This window comes from Streptomyces sp. WAC00040, from assembly GCF_056835925.1.
The window spans coordinates 271,502-289,308 of sequence record NZ_JAKQZE010000001.1; the positions used below are offsets into that span (position 1 = coordinate 271,502).

14 protein-coding genes and 3 tRNA genes are annotated in these 17,807 nt (G+C 71.1%); 8 read left to right on the forward strand and 9 right to left on the reverse strand.

All coding sequences use genetic code 11. The features are described 5' to 3' along the window. Positions 1-218 precede the first annotated feature (218 nt). On the forward strand, positions 219-635 hold the full coding sequence (locus MDN94_RS01315; RefSeq protein ID WP_482724170.1) for a VOC family protein: 417 nt from the start codon (positions 219-221) through the stop codon (positions 633-635). A gap of 97 nt (positions 636-732) precedes the next feature. Next, positions 733-1,425 carry a histone deacetylase gene (locus MDN94_RS01320; protein WP_482724171.1) on the forward strand — a complete coding sequence of 231 codons (693 nt, stop codon included), beginning with the start codon at positions 733-735 and terminating at the stop codon, positions 1,423-1,425. Between the two features lie 73 nt (positions 1,426-1,498). Here MDN94_RS01320 and MDN94_RS01325 read toward each other — a convergent pair. From MDN94_RS01325 to MDN94_RS01335, 3 genes are all read right to left on the reverse strand, one after another. Beyond that, positions 1,499-1,572: transfer RNA gene (locus tag MDN94_RS01325), tRNA-Ile, on the reverse strand. A 212-nt stretch (positions 1,573-1,784) separates the two neighbouring features. Then, a tRNA-Asn gene (locus MDN94_RS01330) sits at positions 1,785-1,857 on the reverse strand. Between the two features lie 5 nt (positions 1,858-1,862). Then, positions 1,863-1,935: transfer RNA gene (locus MDN94_RS01335), tRNA-Asn, on the reverse strand. Positions 1,936-2,108: 173 nt separating this feature from the next. Here MDN94_RS01335 and MDN94_RS01340 point away from each other — a divergent pair. The 4 genes from MDN94_RS01340 to MDN94_RS01355 all read left to right on the forward strand — a co-directional run bounded on the left by MDN94_RS01340 (position 2,109) and on the right by MDN94_RS01355 (position 7,690). Next, complete coding sequence (locus MDN94_RS01340) at positions 2,109-2,408, forward strand: YtxH domain-containing protein (RefSeq protein WP_364591292.1); 300 nt, start codon at positions 2,109-2,111, stop codon at positions 2,406-2,408. Positions 2,409-2,475: 67 nt separating this feature from the next. Further along, positions 2,476-3,921, forward strand: a complete 1,446-nt coding sequence (locus tag MDN94_RS01345) for an FGGY family carbohydrate kinase (RefSeq protein WP_482724172.1) — start codon at positions 2,476-2,478, stop codon at positions 3,919-3,921. Between the two features lie 116 nt (positions 3,922-4,037). Next, positions 4,038-5,771 (forward strand): ABC transporter ATP-binding protein, encoded by a 1,734-nt coding sequence (locus tag MDN94_RS01350; protein WP_482724173.1) that lies wholly within the window; start codon positions 4,038-4,040, stop codon positions 5,769-5,771. Next, entirely contained in the window at positions 5,768-7,690 is a 1,923-nt protein-coding gene (locus MDN94_RS01355; protein WP_482724174.1) for an ABC transporter ATP-binding protein, read from the forward strand. The genes MDN94_RS01350 and MDN94_RS01355 overlap by 4 nt, the downstream gene beginning before the upstream one ends. 81 nt (positions 7,691-7,771) lie before the next feature. Here MDN94_RS01355 and MDN94_RS01360 read toward each other — a convergent pair whose 3' ends face one another. Continuing rightward, a complete protein-coding gene (locus MDN94_RS01360) occupies positions 7,772-8,872 on the reverse strand; it encodes an RNA polymerase sigma factor (protein ID WP_482724175.1) in 1,101 nt (366 codons plus the stop codon). A 186-nt stretch (positions 8,873-9,058) separates the two neighbouring features. On the opposite strand from MDN94_RS01360, the gene MDN94_RS01365 reads away from it, so the two are divergent. Together MDN94_RS01365 and MDN94_RS01370 are read left to right on the forward strand one after the other, a co-directional pair. Then, positions 9,059-9,673 (forward strand): hypothetical protein, encoded by a 615-nt coding sequence (locus MDN94_RS01365; protein WP_482724176.1) that lies wholly within the window; start codon positions 9,059-9,061, stop codon positions 9,671-9,673. Continuing rightward, complete coding sequence (locus MDN94_RS01370; protein WP_482724177.1) at positions 9,670-10,653, forward strand: nucleotidyl transferase AbiEii/AbiGii toxin family protein; 984 nt, start codon at positions 9,670-9,672, stop codon at positions 10,651-10,653. The genes MDN94_RS01365 and MDN94_RS01370 overlap by 4 nt, the downstream gene beginning before the upstream one ends. Before the next feature lie 58 nt (positions 10,654-10,711). On the opposite strand, the gene dnaG is transcribed toward MDN94_RS01370, so the two are convergent. The 5 genes from dnaG to MDN94_RS01395 all read right to left on the reverse strand — a co-directional run bounded on the left by dnaG (position 10,712) and on the right by MDN94_RS01395 (position 17,703). Further along, positions 10,712-12,622, reverse strand: a complete 1,911-nt coding sequence (dnaG, locus tag MDN94_RS01375; RefSeq protein ID WP_441262884.1) for a DNA primase — start codon at positions 12,620-12,622, stop codon at positions 10,712-10,714. 34 nt (positions 12,623-12,656) lie between these two features. Continuing rightward, entirely contained in the window at positions 12,657-13,928 is a 1,272-nt protein-coding gene (locus tag MDN94_RS01380; protein WP_482724178.1) for an NAD(P)/FAD-dependent oxidoreductase, read from the reverse strand. A gap of 153 nt (positions 13,929-14,081) precedes the next feature. Beyond that, positions 14,082-15,425, reverse strand: coding sequence for a deoxyguanosinetriphosphate triphosphohydrolase (locus MDN94_RS01385; protein WP_482724179.1), 1,344 nt, complete (start codon positions 15,423-15,425; stop codon positions 14,082-14,084). Between the two features lie 56 nt (positions 15,426-15,481). Further along, positions 15,482-16,234 (reverse strand): sirohydrochlorin chelatase, encoded by a 753-nt coding sequence (locus MDN94_RS01390; RefSeq protein ID WP_482724180.1) that lies wholly within the window; start codon positions 16,232-16,234, stop codon positions 15,482-15,484. A gap of 767 nt (positions 16,235-17,001) precedes the next feature. After that, positions 17,002-17,703: a hypothetical protein gene (locus tag MDN94_RS01395; RefSeq protein WP_482724181.1), complete on the reverse strand. Its 702-nt coding sequence runs from the start codon at positions 17,701-17,703 to the stop codon at positions 17,002-17,004. Between the last annotated feature and the right edge of the window lie 104 nt (positions 17,704-17,807).

Here is a 17,807-nt window from a genome sequence, read left to right on the forward strand (position 1 = left end):
GTCGAGTAAGTACAACAATGGAGAAGCATTCCGACGGCCGTGGTTGACGGAAGCGGCAATCAGGTCCAGCGGCGGCCACGACCACCGCCCCGCCAACGACGACCCGGGCGGATCAGCCGCTCGCACCCCGCGGTTCGCCGACCGCGTGTGGCGGCAAAAAGCGGGACCGGGGCAATTACCCTGCGAGAAACCGACCTGCCCCACAAAAGGAGCGTCCAGTGGCATCTCGCCTCAACCCGTACATCAGCTTCGCCGGCAACGCGCGCGAGGCCATGGAGTTCTACAAAAGCGTCCTCGGCGGAAACCTGCGGCTGAACACCTATGCCGACATCGGTGGCGAGACCTCGCCCGACAGCGCCGACAAGATCATGCACGGCATGCTCGAGACCGACCGCGGCTTCACGCTGATGGGAGCCGACACCCCGCCCGGCATGGAGCACAAGCCCGGCAACAACTTCTCGATCAGCCTGAGCGGCGAGGACGCCGACGAACTCCGCGGATACTGGGAGAAGCTCTCCGCCGACGGCACGGTGAACGTCCCCCTCGAAAAGCAGATGTGGGGCGACACGTTCGGCATGTGCGTCGACCGGTTCGGCATCTCCTGGATGGTCAACATCAACGAGAGCCAGGGCTGACCTGGGGCCCTTCGCCCCGGTGAGTGTGTGCGGCCCGCCCGGCCGCACGCCACCCCGTAGGCTGGAACCACCCCGACACACGTCAGCGGAGCCGTCCGTGAGTACCGTCCACCGCCTCGCTTCCGCGTCGGCAGCACCGACGCGCGGCGCGGAGCACATCTGGTACGCGTCGTACGGCTCGAACATGGACACAGGCCGGCTGCGGTACTACCTCACCGGCGGCCGGCCCCCCGGCGCGGCACGGACCTACCCGGGCTGCCGCGACCGGCGCCCGCCCGTGCGCTCCGCACCGGTCGAGTTCCCGGGGACGCTCTACTTCGCGACCGAGTCGCCCGTATGGCAAGGCGGCCGGGCCTTCTACGACCCCGCCGCCGACGGCACCGTCTGGGGCCGCGCCCACCTCCTCACCGTGCAGCAGTTCTCCGACATCGCCGCGCAGGAGATGTACGAAGTCCCCGGCGAGGACCTCGACCTTGCGGCGGTGTTCACCGACGGCAGGGCCGCCCTCGGCCCCGGCCGGTACGAGACGCTGGTCCTCCTTGGCCACCTCGAGGGCATCCCGGTCCTCTCCTTCACCGCACCGTGGCGCCTGACGGAAGTGACCTGGAACAAACCCTCGGCCCCGTATCTGCTGCACCTGGCCCACGGTCTGTGCGCCGACGGCACCTGGGAGCCGTCGGCCGTGGCCCGCTATCTGTCCCGGTGCCCGGGAGCGGCGAAGGCCTGGACACCGACCGAGCTCACCCCGCTGATCTCGGGGCTCGAGGGGCTCGAGGGGCCGGGAGAGTGAACTCGCGGAGGATCCGGAAGGGATGTCGCGCGCCTCACGGGGAGTGGAGGCGTTTCCCCTTACCTTCCTCGGGTGGGGCGGGTGGGACTCGAACCCACGGCCGACGGATTATGAGTCCGCTGCTCTAACCGGCTGAGCTACCGCCCCTAACGGCGCGTCGCGCACATTTGTGCGCGCCGTCTGCCGCAGCATAGCCGGTCATACGATCTCCTGCCTCGCATGGTCGACATCGCTCGACCATGAGGACTCCGCTGCGGCCCGCGCGGTTCCGGTGTAGCCGGGAACACCCCGAAGGGACTGTCCGGGCTCCCGTACGCGCACATGAAAAAAGGGCCCCCGAGGGGCCCTCTTCCCATCTGCTCCCCCGGCTGGACTCGAACCAGCAACCCTCCGGTTAACAGCCGAATGCTCTGCCAATTGAGCTACAGGGGATCGCGCTCCCCCGACTGGACTCGAACCAGTAACCTGCCGGTTAACAGCCGGCTGCTCTGCCAATTGAGCTACAGGGGATTGCTGCGTGTGCACCGAACGTACCTACCCGGGGCGTCCCAGGGGGCGTGCGCTCGCTGCGACACATACATTAGCGCAACCAGGGGGGTGCTCCGCCAATCGGTATGGCGCCGGGTGATCACAGCTCCCGACGGGTAGGCGGGCAGCACCGACGCAACGGAAGGGTGTCACCCATGCGGTACAAGCTCACGTTCGTCGCGGGACTGGCCATCGGCTTCGTGCTCGGGACACGGGCCGGGCGCGAGCGCTACGAGCAGCTCAAGAAGTCCGCGCGACAGATCTCGCAGAACCCGGCGGTCCGCAACGCCGCCGAGTCCGCCGCCCACAACGGTCGCGAGGCGGCAGGCAAAGCCTTCCACGCGGTCAGCGACAAGGTCGGCGACCGGGTCCCCGACTCTGTGGCGGACCGGGTACGGGCGCTCAGGGAGCGGGGCGGCGGCGCCGAGGACGACTGGGGAACGACGAACACCTGAGGCGGCGGGTCCCGGTGCCCGGCGGGCGTGACGCCGGACACCGCCCGCGTACGGCAGAATTCCGGACATGGGGATAGTCGCAGGGTTGGACAGTTCATCGGGGTTCACGCGCATCGTCGTCTGCGACGCGGACACGGGAGCCGTGCTGCGTCAGGGGTGTGCGCCGCACCCCGTGGAACCCAAGGCCACCGACATCGATCCGCAGGCGTGGCTGCTCTCGCTCGGCGATGCGGCCACCGGCGGTCTGCTCGAGGGCGTCCAGGCCATCGGGGTCTCCGCGCAGCAGCACGGCCTGATCACCCTGGACGCCCAGGGCGCTCCGGTACGCCCCGCCCTGCTCGGCAACGACAAACGGGCGCAGGCCGCCGCGGCCGACCTCATCGACGCCCTCGGCGGCCGGCAGGCCTGGGCGGAAGCGGTCGGTTCTGTGCCGCAGGCCGGTCAGCCGGTGGCGAAGCTCCGCTGGCTCGCCCGCGCTGAGCCGGACGCGGCACGTCGGGTCGCCGCCGTGATGCAGCCGCACGACTGGCTGGTGTGGCAGCTGCTGGGCCGGCCGGCCCGCAGGACCACGGACCGCGGCGACGCGTCCGGCACCGGCTACTGGTCGGCCGGCACGGGGGCGTACCGCTCCGATCTCGTCGAGCTGGCGCTCGGACGGCAGTGCGCCCTTCCCGAGGTGCTCGGCCCCGCCGAGGCCGCGGGCACCACACCGGAAGGGCTGCTGATCTCGGCGGGCACCGGCGAGACGATGGCGGCGGCCTTCGGTCTCGGTGTGGCCGTCGGGGACGCGGTGGTTTCGCTCGGGGCGTCCGGTTCCGTGATGGCCGTGCACCACCAGGCGCTGCCCGACCCGAGCGGGACGATCACCTCGTTCGCCGACGCGACCGGAATGCACCTGCCGGTCGTGCACACCCTCAACGCCGTGCGGGCCCTGCGCGGCAGCGCCGAACTGCTGGGGGTCGCCGACCTTTCCGAGCTCTCGGCGCTGGCTCTGAAGTCCACGCCCGGCTCGTCAGGGCTGGTGCTGCTGCCGTACCTGGAGGGCGAGCGGACACCGCAGCTGCCGCACACCGCGGGCACGCTGACCGGTCTGCGACGCGAGTCGATGAAGCCGGAGCACCTGGCGCGGGCCTCGTTCGAGGGCATGCTCTGCTCGCTGGCGGACGCCATGGACGTGCTGCGCCGGCGGGGCGTGGAGGTGCGCCGGGTGTTCCTGCTGGGGGCGGCCGCCGAGCTGCCCGCCGTGCAGGCGCTCGCGCCCGCGATCTTCGGCGCGCAGGTCGTCGTGCCTCAGCCGGCCGACTACGCGGCCCTGGGCGCGGCCCGGCAGGCCGCATGGGCGCTGGGCGCCGCGCAGGGCACGCTGTCCCCGCAGGCTCCGCCGGCCTGGCAGGGCGCCGCGGCGCAGGTCTTCGAGCCGGGTGAGGAACTGGCGGTGGGACAGGCGGTGCGTCAGCAGTACGGTGCGACGCGGGACCAGATCCACCCCGGGGCCTTCGACGCCATGTCGTGACGCGCGGTCGTATCAGCTGTTCTTGACCGGCGCTTGGGGAAAACTCTTGGGGTTTTGCCGACCCGGTGTCGGAAGATGGGGTGACCCCCGATCTTGCCGAGCCCGAGAGACAGCGCGTGCTGATACGACTGCTGCGGACCTATCTCCGTCCGTACAAGAGACCCATTGGCCTCCTGGTGGCACTGCAACTGCTGCAGACCAGCGCCACCCTCTATCTGCCCACCCTGAACGCGGACATCATTGACAACGGTGTCGTCAAGGGCGACACCGGCTACATCCTGGCCCTCGGCGCCCTGATGATCGGCGTCAGCGTGGTCCAGGTGCTCTGCAACATCGGGGCAGTGTTCTACGGGGCGCGGACGGCGGCCGCGCTCGGCCGCGACGTCCGAGCAGGCGTCTTCGGCCGGGTGCAGAGCTTCTCCGCCCGTGAGGTCGGCCACTTCGGGGCGCCGTCGCTCATCACCCGCACCACCAATGACGTCCAGCAGGTCCAGATGCTGGTGCTGATGGCGTTCACGCTGATGGTGTCGGCGCCGATCATGTGCGTCGGCGGCATAGTGATGGCGCTCGGCCAGGACGTGCCGCTGTCGGCGGTGCTCCTCGCGGTCGTGCCGGTGCTCGGCATCTGCGTCTCGCTGATCGTGAAGAAGATGCGGCCGCTGTTCCGCACCATGCAGGAGCGGCTCGACACCGTGAACCGGGTGCTGCGCGAGCAGATCACCGGCAACCGCGTGATCCGGGCCTTCGTACGGGACGAGTACGAGAAGGGGCGCTTCCGCGAGGCGAACAAGGACCTGACCGACGTTTCGATGTCCACCGGCCGGCTGATGGCGCTGATGTTCCCGACGGTGATGACGGTCGTGAACGTCTCCTCGGTCGCCGTCGTCTGGTTCGGCGCGCAGCGTATCGACAGCGGCGCCATACAGATCGGTGCGCTGACCGCCTTCCTCGCCTACCTGATGCAGATCGTGATGGCCGTGATGATGGCCACCTTCATGTTCATGATGGTGCCGCGCGCCGAGGTGTGCGCGGAGCGCATCCAGGAGGTGCTGGACACCGACTCGAGCGTGGTGCCGCCGCTCGCTCCCGTGACGGAGCTGCGCGGCCGCGGCCGGCTGGAGGTCCGGGGCGTCGACTTCCGATACCCGGGGGCCGAGGAGTCGGTGCTGCGGGGCGTCGACCTGGTGGCGCACCAGGGTGAGACGACCGCGATCATCGGCTCCACGGGCAGCGGCAAGTCGACACTGCTCGGCCTGGTGCCGAGGCTGTTCGACGTGACGGGCGGCGAGGTGCTCGTCGACGGGGTCGACGTGCGCGAGCTCGAGCCGGCGCTGATGGCGAGGACCGTGGGTCTCGTGCCGCAGAAGCCGTACCTCTTCTCCGGGACCGTGGCGACCAACCTGCGCTACGGCAAGCCCGACGCCAGCGAAGAGGAACTGTGGCAGGCGCTCGAGACAGCGCAGGCGGCCGACTTCGTACGCGGGCTGGAGGGCGGGCTCAACGCGCCCATCGCCCAGGGCGGCACGAACGTGTCCGGCGGGCAGCGTCAGCGGCTCGCGATCGCGAGGACGCTCGTCCAGCGGCCGGAGATCTACCTTTTCGACGATTCGTTCTCGGCGCTCGACTACGCCACGGACGCGGCGCTGCGTGAGGCGCTCGCCCGTGAGACGTCGGGCGCGACGGTCGTGATCGTCGCCCAGCGGGTTTCGACGATCCGTGACGCGGACCGGATCGTGGTCCTCGACGAGGGCAGGGTCGTGGGGACCGGAAGCCATCACGAACTGATGGAGAGCAATGAGACGTACCGAGAGATCGTGCTCTCGCAGCTGACGGAGGCTGAGGCCGCATGAGCGGGCCGGGTGGACGCATGATGACGGGTCCCGTCGAGCGATCGATGGACTTCAAGGGCTCGGGCAAGCGACTGCTGCGGCAGCTCGCTCCCGAGCGGGCGACGCTGTGGGTGATGCTCGCGGCCGGTGTGCTGAGTGTCTCCTTCGCGGTGGTAGGGCCGAAGATCCTCGGCCGGGCGACCGACCTGATCTTCGCCGGGATCGTCGGCCGGCAGATGCCGGAGGGCACCTCCAAGGAACAGGCCCTGGAGGGCATGCGGCACAGCGGCGACGACGGTCTCGCGGACATGCTCTCCGGTGTGGACTTCGTCCCCGGCGAGGGCATCGACTTCAACGCCGTCGGCGAGGTCCTGCTGCTGGCGCTGGCGGTTTTCGTGGCCGCCGGACTGACGATGCTGGTGGCGACGCGACTGTCGATCACGGTCATCAACCGCACCGTGTACCGGATGCGCGAGGACGTGCAGGCGAAGCTGTCGCGGCTGCCGCTGTCGTACTTCGACAGGGCCAAGCGCGGCGAGGTGCTCAGCCGGGCCACCAACGACATCGACAACATCTCCCAGACCCTGCAGCAGACGATGGGTCAGATGATCAACTCGCTGCTGACCATCGTCGGTGTGCTGGCGATGATGTTCTGGATCTCGCCGCTGCTGGCGCTGGTCGCGCTGGTGACGGTGCCCGTGTCCGTCTTCGTGGCGGCGAAGGTCGGCAAGCGGTCGCAGCCGCAGTTCGTGGCGCAGTGGAAGTCGACGGGCACGCTGAACGCCCATATCGAGGAGATGTACACCGGCCACTCGCTGGTGAAGGTCTTCGGTCGCCAGGACGAGTCGGCGCGGGACTTCGCCGAGCAGAACGAGGCACTGTACGAGGCCGGGTTCAAGGCGCAGTTCAACAGCGGCATGATGCAGCCGCTGATGTTCTTCATCTCCAACCTGAACTACGTGCTGGTGGCGGTCGTCGGCGGTCTGCGGGTCGCGTCCGGTTCGCTGTCGATCGGTGATGTGCAGGCGTTCATCCAGTACTCGCGGCAGTTCTCGATGCCGTTGACCCAGGTCGCCTCGATGGCGAACCTGGTCCAGTCGGGCGTCGCGTCCGCCGAGCGCATCTTCGAGCTGCTGGACGCCGAGGAGCAGGAGACGGACGCCCCGTCCGCGGAGCGGCTGGAGCGCCCCCGCGGCCAGGTGTCGCTGGAGAAGGTGTCGTTCCGCTACGACCCCGACAAGCCCCTCATCGAGAATCTGTCGCTCGCCGTCGAACCGGGTCACACCGTCGCGATCGTGGGCCCGACCGGTGCGGGCAAGACCACGCTGGTCAATCTGCTGATGCGGTTCTACGAGGTGACCGGCGGACGGATCGCGCTCGACGGCGTCGACATCGCCAAGATGTCCCGCGAGGACCTGCGTTCCGAGATAGGCATGGTGCTCCAGGACACCTGGCTGTTCGGGGGCACGATCGCGGAGAACATCGCGTACGGGGCCTCCCGTGAGGTCACTCGCGAGGAGATCGAGGAGGCGGCCCGGGCCGCACACGCCGACCGGTTCGTCCGCACGCTGCCCGACGGCTACGACACCGTCATCGACGACGAGGGTTCGGGCGTCAGCGCGGGCGAGAAGCAGCTGATCACCATCGCGCGGGCGTTCCTGTCCGATCCGGTGATCCTGGTGTTGGACGAGGCGACGAGCTCCGTCGACACCCGCACGGAGGTGCTGATCCAGAAGGCGATGGCGCGGCTCGCGCACGGACGGACGAGCTTCGTGATCGCGCACCGGCTCTCGACCATCCGGGACGCGGACGTGATCCTGGTGATGGAGGACGGGTCGATCGTCGAACAGGGCACGCACGAGGAGCTGCTGGCGGCGGAAGGGGCGTACGCGCGCCTGTATTCGGCTCAGTTCGCGCAGGCGGTGGTGGAGGTCGAGTGACGGAGGTTCCTGGGGCCGGCACCAGGAACCCCGGCGCGAAGACACCGCCGAGGTCGGCACGGGTCGGGGCGAAGACCCCGGTCAGTCGAGGTAGCCGCGGAGTTGGTCCGCGAACGCGTGGTCGCGGAGCTTGTTGAGGGTCTTCGACTCGATCTGGCGGATGCGTTCGCGGGTCACGCCGAACAGGCGGCCGATCTCCTCGAGTGTGCGGGGGCGGCCGTCGTCCAGGCCGTAGCGCAGCTGGACCACCTTGCGTTCACGCTCGCCCAGCGTGGACAGCACCGCGTCCAGGTGTTCTCGCAGCAGCAGGAACGCGGCTGACTCGACCGGGGACGCCGCGTCGCCGTCCTCGATGAGGTCGCCGAGGGCGACGTCGTCCTCCTCGCCCACCGGGGCGTGCAGGGACACCGGCTCCTGGGCCAGCCGCAGGACCTCGCTGACCCGCTCCGAGGTCAGTTCGAGGTACGTGGCGACCTCCTCCGGTGTGGGCTCGTAGCCGCGTTCCTGGAGCATCCGGCGCTGGACCCGCACCACCCGGTTGATCAGTTCGACGACATGGACGGGCACCCGGATGGTGCGGGCCTGGTCGGCGAGGGCGCGGGACATGGCCTGGCGGATCCACCAGGTCGCGTACGTGGAGAACTTGTAGCCGCGGGCGTAGTCGAACTTCTCCACCGCCCTGATCAGGCCGAGATTCCCCTCCTGGACGAGGTCGAGCATGGTCAGGCCGCGGCCGACGTAGCGTTTGGCGACGGAGACGACGAGGCGGAGGTTCGCCTCGATGAGACGCCGTTTGGCCATCCGGCCCATGACGACGAGCCGGTCGAGGTCGACGGCCAGCTGCGAGTCCGGGTCCGGGGTGTTCGCCAGCTTCTCCTCCGCGAAGAGACCGGCCTCCACCCGGCGGGCGAGCTCGACCTCCTCCGCGGCGGTCAGCAGCGGGATGCGGCCTATCTCCCGCAGGTACTGGCGGAACAGGTCGGAGGACGGGCCGCCGGTGTCAGCGCCGCGCCCGGTGCGCCGAGGGGGCTCCGGGGGCTCGACGGCCTCTTCGACGAGACTGCCCGGCAGGGCGTCGGGGTGCCCGGCGGGCAGGCCCTGCGCGGGCACCTGCTCGACGGCGGTCGCGAGGACTGCCGCGACGGCGTCGGTATGGGTCTCGGTCAGGGTCTGGGTCTGCACGGGCGACCTCCAGGGTGATCGCTGCCGGTCGGGGGCGGGGGCAGCTCCGAGGGCTCAGGCACCGCCATCCAGTGTGGGGTACGACACATCACCGCCACGAGGGGCGTGCGGCGACTTTTTGAGACCCGTACGTGACCGGTCGGTTACTCGGATGCCGGACGTCCGTCCCTTTGGGAGACTGCGCCGGTGAACAGGCTGTGCGAATACGAGACCCATGTGACGGTGCGCTGTGCGGACGACGCGGCGCGCGCCGGGCTGGACTCGTGGGCGGACGCGGCGGGGCTGAAGGTGACGCACATCGTGCTCGCCCGGGGCCGGATGGTGTCCCAGCCGATGCTGACCCTGCGGGGCACCGCGGACCTGCCCTCTCAACGGGCGGCGGCCGACCGGCTGGTGGCCCGGTTGAGTGCCGGCGGTTTCGACCCGGTGCGGGTGAAGATCGAGACCACTCCATGGTCACCGGAGGTCCGCACCACGGACGGCGGCTACTTCGAGCACCATCTGAAGCTGCTGCTCAAGGAGGACTTCGACCGCGAGGCGCTGACGGCCGTGGCGGTGCGTCACGGTGCGCATCTGTCGTGGAACGCGCGCAGGGTGGCGTCAAGGGGCCGGCACGAACGGTTCGTGACGCAGCGCCGCCGCGGCGTCGCCGCCGAGGAGGCGGGCGCGGCATGTGACGCGCTGATCGGCGAGTTGGTAGCCGAGGGGTTCGAAATCTGCGGCGAGGAGCGGGAGTTCGTGCTGTACGACAGCGACCTGTCGGTGGACGACGGTTGGATCGACGAGGGGGCGCGACGATGAACGCGAACTGGAAGCCGACGATTCCGGGCGGCCCTGACGACCCGGCGGAGCCGAGTGAGGAGCGCCGGCGGCGCCGGACGGAGCTGCCGCGCACGTTGCACGCGGGCGTGGGGCCGGGCGCGTCCAGGCACCGGCTGTTCGACCCTGCCCTGAAGCACTTCGACAGCGCGTACCGGCCCGCCGACTCCGTGGTGCCCGAAGAACTGCGCCCCGCCTGGGGGGCGGCGCGACGACGCGCGCTGGAGAGCGTCGTCACCGCGGTCTCCCGTTCGGGATGGGCCGGTTCACTGGTGCTGCGCGGCAGCATGCTGCTCGCCGACCGGTTCGGCGACGCCGCGCGGGAGCCGAAGGACCTCGACTTCGTCGTCGTCCCCTCGGACTGGCGCATCGAGGAAGAGCGCACCACGACGATGCTCGACGACATCGCGTCGGCCGCGCAGCGCGCCACCGAGGAGCAGGCGGGCGGCCCGGTCATCGATGCGTCCGGCGCCGAGTCCGAGTACATCTGGACGTACGAGCGGGTGCCGGGCCGCCGCATGGTGCTGCCGTGGCAGGCGCCCGGGCTGCCCGCCGGGCAGGTCCAGCTCGACTTCGTGTTCAACGAGAAGCTGCCCATGGAGCCCAGCTCCGAGAAGGTGTGCGGTGTGCCGCTGCTGACGGCGACCCTCGAACTGTCGCTCGCCTGGAAGGTGGTGTGGCTGATCGACGACCTGTATCCGCAGGGCAAGGACCTGTACGACGCGGTGCTGCTGGCGGAACGGGGCCCGCTCGGGAACGCGCTCCTTCAGGAGGTGTTCCGGCTGTCGGGGAACGAGTGGCCCACCGGTGGGCAGGAGGAGCTCCGCCTGGAGGACCTCCGGGACTCCTTGCGGTACCTGGACTGGAACCACTTCGTGCTGGACTATCCGCAGTTCGCCGGCGGCAGGGACGCGTACGTCCGGCGGCTGCTCACCGCGCTGGCCCCCACGTTCGCCGCGTAGGCGGCCGGGAGCGGCGCGCCGGCGGCGGCCGGGCCGCGGGCACCGGACGTGCCGACCGCTAGAGCGCGGCCGCGCCCTGGTTGCGCAGCGACTGCGCGTACTGCTGGAGCACCCACAGTTCGTTCGCCACTGCCGCGTACCGCTCCGGGTCACCTCCTGCGCCCAGGCGGGCCATCGTGCCCTGGACCTCGCGGATGCGGCGGTCGACGGCGCGCAGACGGACCTGCACGAGCTGCATGCCCGCGTACACCTCGTCGACCGCGCGGGCGTGCACCGCTTCCACGGCGAGTTCGGTGACCAGGGCGCGCACGGTGTCGTCGGGGGCGGCGTCGCGGACGCGGGCCAGATAGCCGGAGGCGTCCTGGGTGCCCTGCTCGGCGCCGCCGGCCTCCTCGATGGTCCGGCGGACCGCGGCGTAGGGCGGGGCGGTGAACTCGTCGACGCCGTACGCGTCGAAGGCCGGTGAGACCAGTTCGGGGTGCTGGAGGGCCAGCTTGAGCAGTTCCCGCTCGGTGCGGTGGGCGGGGCTGCGCAGATTGAGTGCCGGGCCCGACGGCGCGGCCTGGGCCGGCGCGCCGGGCGCCGGGTGCGGTGCCCTGGAAGGGCCGCCCCTGCGGTCGCCACGGTCTCCACCGCGGTCGCGGGCCCAGCGGGCGAGCTGGGCGACCCGCTTGACGACGAACTGGGTGTCGAGGATGCCGAGGATGCCGGCCAGTTGCACGGCCGACTCGTGCTGGATGGCGACGTTCTTGATGCCGGCCACGATCGGCGCGGCCTCGTCGAGGGCCGCCGCGCGGCCGGCGGGCGTCTCCAGGTTGTGGCGGGTCACCATCTGGCGGATCGCGAACTCGAAGAGCGGCGTACGCGTCTCGACGAGCTTCTGCACCGACTCGTCGCCTTCCGCGAGCCGCAGTTCGCAGGGGTCCATGCCGCCGGGGGTAATGGCGATCGACGTCTCGGCCGCGAACTTCTGGTCGTCCTCGAAGGCGCGCAGCGCCGCCTTCTGGCCGGCCGCGTCGCCGTCGAAGGTGAAGATCACCTCGGCGGTGGCGTTGTCCATCAGCAGCCGCCGGAGGATCTTGATGTGGTCGCCGCCGAACGACGTGCCGCAGGTGGCGATGGCGGTGGTGACGCCGGCGAGGTGGCAGGCCATGACGTCGGTGTAGCCCTCGACGACGACGGCCGTGCTGGTGCGGGCGATCTCCTTCTTCGCGAGGTCGATGCCGTACAGCACCTGCGACTTCTTGTAGATCGCGGTCTCGGGTGTGTTGAGGTACTTCGGGCCGTTGTCGTCGTCGCGGAGCTTACGGGCGCCGAAGCCGACGACCTCCCCCGTGATGTCCCGGATCGGCCACATCAGCCGGCCGCGGAACCGGTCGATGGGGCCGCGCCTGCCCTCCTGCGAAAGGCCGGAGAGGGTGAGCTCCTTGTCGCTGAACCCCTTGCCGCGCAGATAGCGGGTGAGGTGGTCCCAGCCGGCCGGGCTGTAACCGACGCCGAAGTGCTGGGCGGCGGCCTGGTCGAAGCCGCGCTCCGCGAGGAACTTCCGGCCGATCTCGGCCTCCGGCCCGTCCAACTGCTCCACGTAGAACTGCGCGGCGATCTTGTGGGCCTCGACCAGCCGGATCCGCTCGCCCCGCTGATGGGTGGGGTTGTACCCGCCCTCCTCGTAGCGCAGGGTGATGCCCGCCTGGGCGGCGAGACGCTCGACCGTCTCGGAGAACGAGAGATGGTCGATCTTCATCACGAAGGCGATCGTGTCGCCGCCTTCCTGGCAGCCGAAGCAGTGGAAGAGACCCTTGCTCGGGCTGACCTGGAAGGAAGGAGACTTCTCGTCGTGGAAGGGGCACAGGCCCTTCAGGTTCCCCCCGCCGGCGTTGCGCAGCTGGAGGTACTCGGAAACGACGGCGTCGATCGGGACCGCGTCCCGGACCGCCTTCACGTCGTCATCGTTGATCCTGCCTGCCACGCGTGAATTCTACGGTGACGCGGCGACACTCCCGTCAGCCGGAGAGGTCCACGAGGTCGGTGAGTGCCACCCCCGGATCGCCGAGCGTCTGCGGGTCCACCTCCGCCCGGGTCCGGATCAGTTGCTGGACGGGTGCGGTGACGTCCCACACATTGACGTTCATCCCGGCGAGCACCCTGCGGTCCTTGAGCCAGAAGGCGATGAACTCCCGCCGTCCGACGTCGCCACGGAGGACGACCTGGTCGTACGAGCCGGGCGGGGCCCAGCCCGAGTACTCCATGCCGAGGTCGTACTGGTCCGAGAAGAAATAGGGGACCCGGTCGTAGCTCACGTCCTGGCCGAGCATGGCGCGGGCGGCGGCCGGGCCGCCGTTCAGGGCGTTCGCCCAGTGCTCGACGCGCAGCCGGGTCCCGAGCAGCGGGTGCCGGGCGGCGGCGACGTCGCCCGCGGCGTAGATGTCGGGATCGGAGGTGCGCAGGCTCTCGTCGACGGCGATGCCACCGCCCTCCGCCCGGTCGGCGAGGTCGAGGCCCGCCGCGTCGGCGAGCGCGGTGCGCGGGGCGGCGCCGATGGCGGCGAGGATCTCGTGCGCCGGGTGCTCCTCGCCGTCGTCCGTGCGGGCCGCGAGGACCATGCCGTCCTGCCCGATGATTTCGGTGAGACGGACACCGAAGTGGAAACGGACGCCGCGCTCGCGGTGAAGTTCGGCGAAGACCTGGCCGAGCTCGGGGCCGACGACCTGGTACAGCGGGGTCGCCGCGGGCTCCACGACGGTCACCTCCGCACCGTAGCCGCGTGCCGCGGCGGCGACCTCGAGGCCGATCCAGCCGGCGCCGGCGATGATCAGGTGGCCGTTGTCGCGGCCGAGTGCGGCGAGCACATGGCGCAGCCGGTCGGCGTGGGCGAGGCGGCGCAGATGGTGGACGCCGGCCAGGCCGGTGCCCGGGATCTCCAGACGGCGGGGCTCCGCGCCGGTGGCGAGCAGCAGCTTGTCGTAGTGGACGACGGTTCCGTCGCCGAGGCGTGCGGAGCGGGACTCACGGTCGATGGACACGACGGTCTGGCCCAGATGCAGTTCGATGTCGGCCCGGGCGTACCAGGCGGGCTCGTGGACGAAGACGCTGTCGCGCTCGTCCTTGCCGGTCAGATACGCCTTGGAGAGCGGCGGACGTTCGTAGGGGTGGTCACGTTCGTCGCCGATGAGGATCACTCGCCCGGTGAATCCTTCGGCACGGAGGGTCTCGGCGGCCTTGGCCCCAGCCAGCCCACCGCCGACGATGACGAATGTCCGATGTGCGTCGACCACGTGATGCCTCCTCGTTACTTCTCCGCAGCGCAGCCTTCAGCGAGCGTCCCGCACGGAGCGATATGGCGGAAGGGGGAGTGCCCTCCGGCGTGTCAGGAACGGACGAATCACTCGGTGCGTGGCAGGGGTGCTCCAGGGGCGTTGCGCCCTCGCTCAGCGACGGGCCGTGAGGCGGGCATGGAGAGTGCGGGCGGAGGCGTCCGTGAGGTTCGCGATCTGGTCGACGATCACCCGCTTGCGCGCCCGGTCGTCCGCGGCCGCCTCGAACATGGCACGGAACTGCGGTTCCAGCCCTTCCGGCGCGCGGGCGGTGAGCGCCTGCGCCAGCTCGGCGAGCACCACGCGCTGGTCGGCACGGAGCGCCTCCTGTTCGGCACGCTGCATCACATAGCGGTCGGCCACCGCCTTCAGCACGGCGCACTCGTTGCGCGTGGCGCGCGGGACGACGAGCTCGGCCCCGTACCGCGTGAGCATGCCACCGCCGTGCGCCTGCCGGGTGGCGCCTTCGGCGGCGAGCGCGAACCGGCCGATGAGCTGGCTGGTGGCGTCCTTCAGCCGCGCCTGGGCGACCGCGGAACCGTCGTAGTGGTGCGGCCACCACACCTGGGCGACCAGTCGGTCGAGTGCTTCCGACAGTTCCTGCGGTTCGGTGTCGTGCGGTACGTACCGCCCGATCGCCACCGCCCAGATACCCGCGCGCTCGGTCTCCGACATGAGGCAATCGGGGTCGATATGGCCGGCGTGCAGGCCGTCCTCGAAGTCGTGCACCGAGTACGCGACGTCGTCGCACCAGTCCATCACCTGCGCCTCGAGGCACTTGCGGAACGCGGGCGCGCCGAGGCGGGCCCACTCGAAGACCGGCAGGTCGTCCTCGTACACCCCGAACTTGCCCGAGCCGGGATCGGTCGGATAGCCGCCTCGCGGCCAGGGGTACTTGGTGGCCGCGTCGAGGGTGGCCCGGGTGAGGTTCAGGCCGACGCTGACCGGCTCGCCGGTCTCCGGCGCGTGCACGAAACGCTTGGGCTCGATCCGAGTCAGCAGGCGGAGGGACTGGGCGTTGCCCTCGAAGCCTCCGCAGTCCTCGGCGAACTCGTTGAGCGCCTGTTCGCCGTTGTGGCCGAACGGCGGATGGCCCATGTCGTGGGCCAGGCACGCCGCTTCGACGAGATCGGGGTCGCAGCCGAGCGCGGCGCCCAGCTCCCGCCCGACCTGCGCGCACTCCAGCGAGTGCGTCAGCCGGGTGCGGGGGCTGGCGTCCCAGGCCAGGCTGCGGGTGCCGGGTGTGACGACCTGCGTCTTCCCGGCGAGGCGGCGCAGCGCGGAGGAGTGCAGCACCCGGGCGCGGTCGCGCTGGAAGGCGGTACGGCCGGGGCGCTTGTCGGGCTCGGCGGCCCAGCGTTCGACGGCCGCGGCGTCGTAGCCGTCGGGGGCGGTGCCGTTGCCCGTGCCGTGGCCCGGGGGCGTGCCTGTGCCTGTGGTGCTGGTGGTGCCGTCCATGCACCGAAGGTAACCGGAGCGGCCGACAGTCGGACCCCGTCCGGCCCCACCACGCACTACGCGGCGGTCAGTTCCAGCCGCCGCACGGGGCGGGGAAGCGCTCGTGCCTGGTCGTAACGGTGCAGCAGCAGCCGGGCCAGAGCGGGATGCGTACCGAGCGGCTCCGCCGCGATCCAGGGTGCGGCAGCGGCACTGCGGGTGGCGAACAGACCTGGCGCGGCGAAGTAGGACGCCACGGCGATCCGGTGACGGCCGCGGGCCGTCAGGGCCTTGACGGCCGTGGGCACGGTGGGCGCGAGCGCGGAGGCGTACGCGGGCACGACCGGCACGCCGCCGAGGCGCTCCCCCAGCATGGCCGCCATGCGCCGGGTGTCCGCCGCGGACTCGGGATCGCGGGAACCGGCGGACGCAAGGACGACCCCGGCGCTACGGCTCGAGCCGTCCTCCGGCCGCCAGCCCGCCTCCGCGAGCCGGGCGGCGAGTGCCTCCGCGAGGAGCGGGTGCGGCCCGAGCGGGCGGGCGATACGGATGTCGCCGCCGGGTATCGCGGCCGCGGCCCGCGGCAGGTCGTGCTTGACGTGATAGCCGCGGCTGAGCAGCAGCGGCACGATCACGGTGGGCGCGCTGCCGAGCGACCGGAGGGTGTCGTCGAGGAGCGGCTCGTTCAGCTCGACATGGCCGAGCCGTACATCCAGGCCGGGGCGCAGCTCACGCACCCGGTCGAGGAGAGCGGTGACGGTGCTCAGCGCGCGGGGGTCGCGGCTGCCGTGGGCGACGGCGACGAGGGTGGGCCGATCGGTCGGGGGCATGCGGTGCGGGTTCCGTTCAGTCGGACGTGACTCAGCTGGGTGCCGAGCTGAGCGGTGATACGCGTGAGCAGACCGACGGTGGTGTCGAGCTGCGCGGCGGTGTCGACTGCGCTGTCGGCTGCGCTCGGGAAGGGCGGGGGCGGGGACTCACGAAGGTGTTCCGGCTCCGTCATGCACCGATGGTGGCGGGCGCAGGTTGCGGGGGTGTTGCGTGAGGGTGACGGGTGTTTTCGCGGGCCTCACGGGCACGGCCGGGCGAGGCGGCGCGGCCCGGCGCCGACCTCGCCGGCCTCCGATGCGCGGGGCCGGTGGTCTCCCCTGCGGCGGGCGCACGGGTAGGGCCCCGGCGGCCCTGCGGCCCCGGGAGGTCCGGGCGGGGCCCAGGCCCGGTTCCGGGCACGGCCGGGTCCGGGCGTCCCGGCGGGGCCGGTTTCGGGTCTCCGGGCGGAACCCAGGCCCGGGTCCGGTCGCAGCCTGGGCGCGGGCGGGGGCGTCCCGGCGGGGCGGGCCCTGGTACACAGGCGGCCGGGTTCGAGGTCCGGGCCAAAGCGGTTCCGAAACTCCGAGCGCTCCCGGACACGGGTCCCGGTCCGGGTGGTCCCGGTTCCCCGGGCAGGCGCCGGGCAGCATCCCGCGGGGCTCAGATCAGTCCCAGGTCCCCGGCCCGGTCCCGGGGGTCCGGTCCCAGGGGTCCGGGCAGGCCCGGTCCGTAGGTGGGCCTTCCCCCGCGGCCGCCCAGGCCGCGGGGGAAGGGAAGCGCTTCGCGGCTACCGCGCCAGCCAGACCCGCAGGGGCCCCACCGGCACGCACCCCTGCCGCACCGCAGCCGCCAGGTCGTCGCCCTGTTCGTAGCCGACCACCGGCACGCCGGGCCACGCGTCGGACACCGCCGACAAGCAACCCGCCCACGCCGCGTCGAGGTCGTCGTCCACGGCGAACAGGTTGGAGAGGCCTGCCGCGTCCCCGCCCCGGCTCACCACCGCGCCGGCGGTCAGCCGGCCCTCGGCGCGCCCCGCGAGGAACGTGACCGACGGGTCGGACAGCAGTTCGGGGCGGAAGAGGTGCGCCAGACCGTCGCCGCCGTCCCAGGCCGCCGCCCATTCCGCCAGCTCACCGGGGGTCTCCAGCCGGGACCACGCGACGCCGTCGGGAGCCGCCGGCGCAGGCAGGCCGGGCTCCCGGTGGATCCAGTGGGCCTCGAAGAGGACGTCGAATCCGGCGCCGGACAGGTCGAGGTTCGCGAAACTGTCCTTGACGGAGCAGCCGGGGCCGGTGGAGACGGTGTCCAGGACGTCGTCCGCCATGGCGTCCTCGGTGAGTGTCACCGCGTCGGGATACAGCACGGGTGTGCGGCTCGCGCTGGTCCAGGCGCGGGCTCCGAAGACGCCGGAGAGGCCGTGTGCATGGCACATGGCCTCGCACCACTCGGCGTTGTTGCGGGCGGCGGAGGCGACTCTCTTGTCGATCATCGGATGATCGTGTCAACAGATACACGGTCCGGCCAGCCATTTCCGCTCCGACGGACCAACCATTGCCGTCCGGAGCGCGTCTGACTGTTCGTGAGAGGAACGAG

Excerpts from the sequence above, each read along its gene's own strand:
- MDN94_RS01395 (WP_482724181.1), bottom strand. The coding sequence starts at position 17,703 with ATGATCGACAAGAGAGTCGCCTCCGCCGCCCGCAACAACGCCGAGTGG.
- MDN94_RS01355 (WP_482724174.1), top strand. The coding sequence starts at position 5,768 with ATGAGCGGGCCGGGTGGACGCATGATGACGGGTCCCGTCGAGCGATCG.
- MDN94_RS01370 (WP_482724177.1), top strand. The coding sequence starts at position 9,670 with ATGAACGCGAACTGGAAGCCGACGATTCCGGGCGGCCCTGACGACCCG.
- MDN94_RS01390 (WP_482724180.1), bottom strand. The coding sequence starts at position 16,234 with ATGCCCCCGACCGATCGGCCCACCCTCGTCGCCGTCGCCCACGGCAGC.
- MDN94_RS01340 (WP_364591292.1), top strand. The coding sequence starts at position 2,109 with ATGCGGTACAAGCTCACGTTCGTCGCGGGACTGGCCATCGGCTTCGTG.
- MDN94_RS01385 (WP_482724179.1), bottom strand. The coding sequence starts at position 15,425 with ATGGACGGCACCACCAGCACCACAGGCACAGGCACGCCCCCGGGCCAC.
- MDN94_RS01345 (WP_482724172.1), top strand. The coding sequence starts at position 2,476 with ATGGGGATAGTCGCAGGGTTGGACAGTTCATCGGGGTTCACGCGCATC.